Below are 4,852 nucleotides of genomic sequence, written 5' to 3'. Positions count from 1 at the left end.
GCATTAGCAACATCCTCTGGCAAACCGAGTCTTCCCCTTGGATAAACTTTGACGAGCTTCTCCTCTCCTCCAACGCTCTTCAAAAACTCCTCAACACCGGGAGTTTTGGTTATTCCCGGAGAAACACAGTTTACCGTTATGTTATACCTTGCAACTTCCTTAGCCAAAGCTTTGCTGAAAGCGATAATAGCTCCCTTAGCTCCGGAGTAAACCGCCAAGAACGGCTCTCCTATTCTTCCCGCGTCGCTTACTATGTTTATTATCCTTCCGTACTTCTTCTCCATCATGTCTTTTATCACAGCATGAGTACAGTGAAGAACTCCGTAAAAGCATATCTTTATGTCCTTCTCCCAGTCCTCTGGCGTGGTGTCCTTAAAGAGCTTAGTAGTCCAGTAGCCGGCGTTGTTGACGAGGATATCAACCGTTCCGTAAACTTTCTTTACTTCCTCCACCATCCTCTTAACATCCTCGTAATTCGTGACATCAGCTCTTATTCCGTAAGCCTCTCCTCCAGAAGCTTTTATCTCCTCGGCAGCTTTCTTTGCTCCTTCCTCGCTTATGTCGTTGATCACAACTTTAGCACCCTCTTTGGCGAAAGCCTCAGCTATTGCTCTGCCGATACCTCTGGCAGCTCCGGTTACGAGAACAACCTTGCCCTCGAACTCCATAGCATCACCTAACGTTACATTGTAAAATAACTATTTAAAATTAACTCAACAAAGTAAAGTTGAATTCACCCGTGGATTTTTTAAACGGTAAGCATATTTCCGTTTAATGAAGGGTGAGCTAAGAGGAAGCTATGTGGAGCTGAATTTCTCCCAAAGATTGTATTCAAGAAATTTTGGAGAAAGAAAAGACTCCAAACTCACACTAACTTTGGAGGAATCTTCCTACTTGTTGTCAAAGGGCACGCTTGAAGTTTACGAAAAAGGTAGGAAAGTCGAGCTTCCCGAGCTTTTGAAAAGAGCGAAGCTTACAGAGTACTTCGTTTTCGAAAGGCTGAGGGAAAGTGGGAGAAAAATAAGATTTGGGGAATTCGAAGAGTACGTTCCTATTTCAGAGAACGAAGTATTGAGTTTCGAGGATCTGGAAAAACTTGCCGGGAAAAAACTTGCGGTGGTTGATGAGGAGAGCGACGTAACATTTTACAGAATTTCAAGCTTTAACGAATTTGGAAAGCATGAGGAAAAGCTGAGAGAGGTGAGAGGTTTTCTCTGCGGGGAGAGGGTGATCGTAAAGGACGTTGAGATTTTCAGAAAATATTTTTATGGAACGGAAAAAAGCGGCTACGTGGCATTATCCCTCGTTGAGTCCCTTTATTTGCTTGAGAAGGGATTCCTCATTCTGAGCGATGAAGACGAAAGTTTTCTGAGGGAAAAAGTCGACGAAAAACTTTACAGGGTCTACAGGGATTTGAGGGAAAGGAAATTCATGGTAAAAACCGGTTTCAAATTTGGAAGCGATTTTCGAGTTTACGAAGCTGTAAAGAGCGTTAAAGAGCTTACCCACTCGAAATACCTTGTGAAGTTGAAAGAGAGGGTGAGCATGAGGGAGCTTGCCGGAGACACAAGGCTTGCTCAAAGCGTGAAAAAGAAAATGATATACGCTATGGTCGATGAGAAGCCGAAATATTTGCTCGTCGAGAGGGTGAGGATTTAACTTCGACCATTTTGAGTTTTACCCACGTATCTTCAGGCAAAACTATAGGAAAATCGAACCTCCTCTTTAAGATAACCCATTCGTCTTTTTCCTCAATTCCGGCGAAATCCTCCCACCTGTTCAGTACGAGTCTTCCGTCCACCACGCCTTCCTTACAAACAATCACTCTCGTGTTCCCGGTGATAGGAACGACAAACGTGATTAGCAGCAGGTTTAGCGGCAGTGTGGTGTAGAGGGGCTTGAGAACCAAAACGAGGAGGGTCAGAAACAGAAGAGCAAGGAAAAACAAAAGGTAACTTTTCGAAGATGAAAGAAGAGCTTTGAAAACTTCTTTCAGACTCATTTCCACCTCGGCAATCTTCTCAACTTCAACCTTCTCCACGCTTTTCGCCAGAACTATCAAAGGAAGTCTGAAAGCGATATAAATAAAAATCAGGAAAACTGCAACAGCTACTATAGAGTCGAAGATTTGGATTAGAAGTGCTGTAAAAACAAAAGCGGCAAGAAGTAAAGCGAGCGTATAAATGCTTTTCTTCGAATACCTGTAAACCAAAGCGTATGTCACCTTAAACTCACCTCCTCCGCGTAATACTCCACGATCTTCACACCAAGGAACGGAAGGAAAATTGCCAGAAGTGCGAAATGCCCGAAAAATACGATGAGAGCTGCAAAAATTGTGCTTGTTAGAAATATAACAAAAAAGTAGAACAAGCCTATACTTTCCGCCACCGCTCTGCTTTCCGGCACACCAGCGAATTTCACGCTTATTCTCATCTCAGAAGCAAGCTTCACAGCTACAAGAGAGCAAACAACCGACAGAGCAGCCACAAATGATACCGAAAGGATAACCACGCCTAAAGACACGCTCAGCGGAACGAAAAACGCAAGTATCGGGAACATCGTGAGTGCGCCGCTCAGAAATGTTTTCAGAACGATGCTCCTTGCGAACTCGCTAACGGAGTTGCTGACTCTGTAGAGCCACAAAACCGCAGCTTCCTGCATGGCATAATACTCCATGACACTCGCTATGGGGAGAACCACGTAAATCAGAACAAAGCTCGGAAAAGGATTTGGTAAGTAGCTTGCGATGAGTTTTCCAATTGAAAACGTGAAAACAGCGAGGATCGGTGTGTAGATTAGCTTCGTTCTTTTCAGCTCCAAAATCGATTTCGTTAAAATTCCCTCCACATACTCGCTCCTGACGTTGGATCTCAAAAGTTGGTGAAGGACTTCCACATCCACCTGGACTTTGCCGGAAACAACGGCAAGGAGAGTGAAAGAGGTAATAAATGCCACTGAAAAAGGTAGCAAGTTCGGCGAAGTGTAACTGCTGTGGATGGCGTCGACTACAACGTAAAAGAGGAAGGAAGCTGTAATTTTCCCCGTGAGGATGTCGAGGATCGAAAGGAGGGAAAGTGCAATCAACGCATTCTTTAACCCGAGCAACCTTAAGGCTGAGGATACAGCCGAAAGGTATGCTAATCCAAGGAGAAGCAGCGAGTACGCTAAAAGTGCCGAGAGTAAGCTTCCGGAAATGTAGGTCAGGGAATAAAACATCAGGAGAAACGGAATCGAGAATTTCAGGAAAGTAAAAATTTCCGAGAGGATTCTGCCGAACAGAAAGTCCCTGACGCTTACCGGATACAGAAAAATCGAATGATGTTCTTTAAAAGTGATGACCTTCCCCCTCATTCGCGCCGCATCAAGAAATATCAAAGCGGAAATTACAGCCGACAGATACCTTTTTAACTCTTCCAGAGGAATTAAACTCGTCACCATTCTGTACATTTCGACTACCAATTTGTTGTCGATCAGAAGAAGAAAGAAAGGCGCAAAACCGAGCAAAATTAGCAAGTCGAGGACTATCAAATACCTATGAACGCGGTAAGCCTTGAGCTGATTTACAATTAGAACTCTTGCCACGCCAAGAAACTTCACTTCGCCACCTCCAAGAAAAAGCGTTCAAGCTCGTCAATTTCTCTAATGCTCGCTTCTGCAACGAGTTTCCCTTTGGATATCACTCCAACTCTATCGCAGAACTTCTCCACTTCGGCAAGCTGGTGGGTGGAAATTAGGGCGGTGGCTTTCATCCTCCTTATTTCTTTCTTGAAAACGTGTTGCGATTCTGGATCCATGTTCGCCATCGGCTCGTCCATTATCAGAATCTCCGGCTCGTGAAGAAAAGCCACGCATGCTGCTAATTTCTGAACCATTCCCTTCGACATGCCAGCAACGATTTTATCTCCTTCCAAAGAAAAGATGTTGAGAAGGTACTCGATTCTGTCCTCGCAATCCTTAAGTCCCCTTAATTTCGCTGAATAAACCAGAACTTCCTTGGCTGTCAAATACGGAAAGAGGACGGGTTCTTCCGGAATATAACCAATCTTTTTCATGACTTCCGCTCTGTTTTTCACATCCACCCCGTCGATTTTAGCCACCCCACCATCTGGCTTAAGCAAACCGACGAGAATTTTTAGCGTCGTACTTTTTCCGGCTCCGTTTGGGCCAAGTAAAGCGTAGACTTCTCCGTAATCGACTCTAAACGTCAGACCGTTCAGAGCAACCGTTTTTCCAAAATTCTTCTTTAAATCAACTACCTCTATCGCAAACACACCCAACGTTAAAGAAAATGCATAAAATTTTTATGAAACTTATCTACTCCAACTTTCTGGGAACTGCGCTTTCCCCAAAATTTAGTAAAAGAGTTACAACTTGAGAGTCTTCTGTCACCAAAGCCAGCTGAAAAACGACGGAAGTTGCGTATATTGTCCGATCAAAGTAATCCTTCAAGCCCTTATCAATCAAAAGTCTATCTGCGATTTCTTCAATCTCAGAGTTGGTGAGAGGTGTAGCTCTAAGGAGGTTTTTCGTTCTGAACACTACTCAACCCTCAATTATGCCCGCCTCCTTTTGAATCTCGATGCTAAGTTTTTCCTATTTCTTCGAAGCTAAGCTTTACTTTCTTGGGTTTTTTTCAGCAGATCCTCGATCGTCGGGTTTACTTCTAATAAAACCCTACCCTCACCAACAACTTTCGCTATTACCGTGCTCCCCGGCTTCAGATTCAGAATTTTCCTGAGCTTTGAGGTCGTGTCCATTCGGATTTTGCTCATCGTCAGAAATATTCCAATCTCGCGGATTCCGAGAAAAGTCTCAAAAGTATTGTGACATCCATTCGAACCTTGGGTAAAGT

The 4,852-nt window shown here is 43.9% G+C and carries 6 protein-coding genes; 1 reads left to right on the top strand and 5 read right to left on the bottom strand.

From position 1 onward, the window contains the following. Window positions 1–668 (bottom strand): SDR family NAD(P)-dependent oxidoreductase (locus F7C14_RS10240; protein WP_290902559.1); only part of this gene is annotated, 668 nt, incomplete at its 3' end. Between the two features lie 106 nt (window positions 669–774). Between F7C14_RS10240 and endA the strand changes: the two genes are divergently transcribed. Beyond that, window positions 775–1,659 carry a tRNA-intron lyase gene (gene endA / locus F7C14_RS10235; protein ID WP_290902557.1) on the top strand — a complete coding sequence of 295 codons (885 nt, stop codon included), beginning with the start codon at window positions 775–777 and terminating at the stop codon, window positions 1,657–1,659. Here the strand turns inward: endA and F7C14_RS10230 are convergent. The 4 genes from F7C14_RS10230 to F7C14_RS10215 all read right to left on the bottom strand — a co-directional run. Next, the gene (locus F7C14_RS10230; protein WP_290902555.1) at window positions 1,607–2,224 is read right to left on the bottom strand and encodes a hypothetical protein; all 618 of its coding nucleotides are present in this window, start codon (window positions 2,222–2,224) and stop codon (window positions 1,607–1,609) included. The genes endA and F7C14_RS10230 overlap by 53 nt on opposite strands. Continuing rightward, the gene (locus F7C14_RS10225) at window positions 2,221–3,597 is read right to left on the bottom strand and encodes a hypothetical protein (RefSeq protein WP_290902553.1); all 1,377 of its coding nucleotides are present in this window, start codon (window positions 3,595–3,597) and stop codon (window positions 2,221–2,223) included. Before F7C14_RS10225 ends, F7C14_RS10230 begins: the two co-directional genes overlap by 4 nt. After that, the gene (locus F7C14_RS10220) at window positions 3,594–4,271 is read right to left on the bottom strand and encodes an ABC transporter ATP-binding protein (RefSeq protein ID WP_290902551.1); all 678 of its coding nucleotides are present in this window, start codon (window positions 4,269–4,271) and stop codon (window positions 3,594–3,596) included. The genes F7C14_RS10225 and F7C14_RS10220 overlap by 4 nt, the downstream gene beginning before the upstream one ends. 336 nt (window positions 4,272–4,607) lie before the next feature. After that, window positions 4,608–4,852, bottom strand: a 245-nt coding sequence (locus F7C14_RS10215) for a hypothetical protein (RefSeq protein ID WP_290902549.1), incomplete at its 5' end; no start/stop codon positions are given.

It is taken from the genome of Ferroglobus sp. (assembly GCF_015521575.1).
GTDB lineage: Archaea > Halobacteriota > Archaeoglobi > Archaeoglobales > Archaeoglobaceae > Ferroglobus.
The sequence above is the reverse complement of the archived record's forward strand: the minus strand, read 5'-3'. Positions and strand labels throughout refer to the sequence as shown.

What these genes read in the sequence shown, in the direction of transcription:
- endA (WP_290902557.1), top strand. Translation starts at nt 775, where the DNA reads ATGAAGGGTGAGCTAAGAGGAAGCTATGTGGAGCTGAATTTCTCCCAA.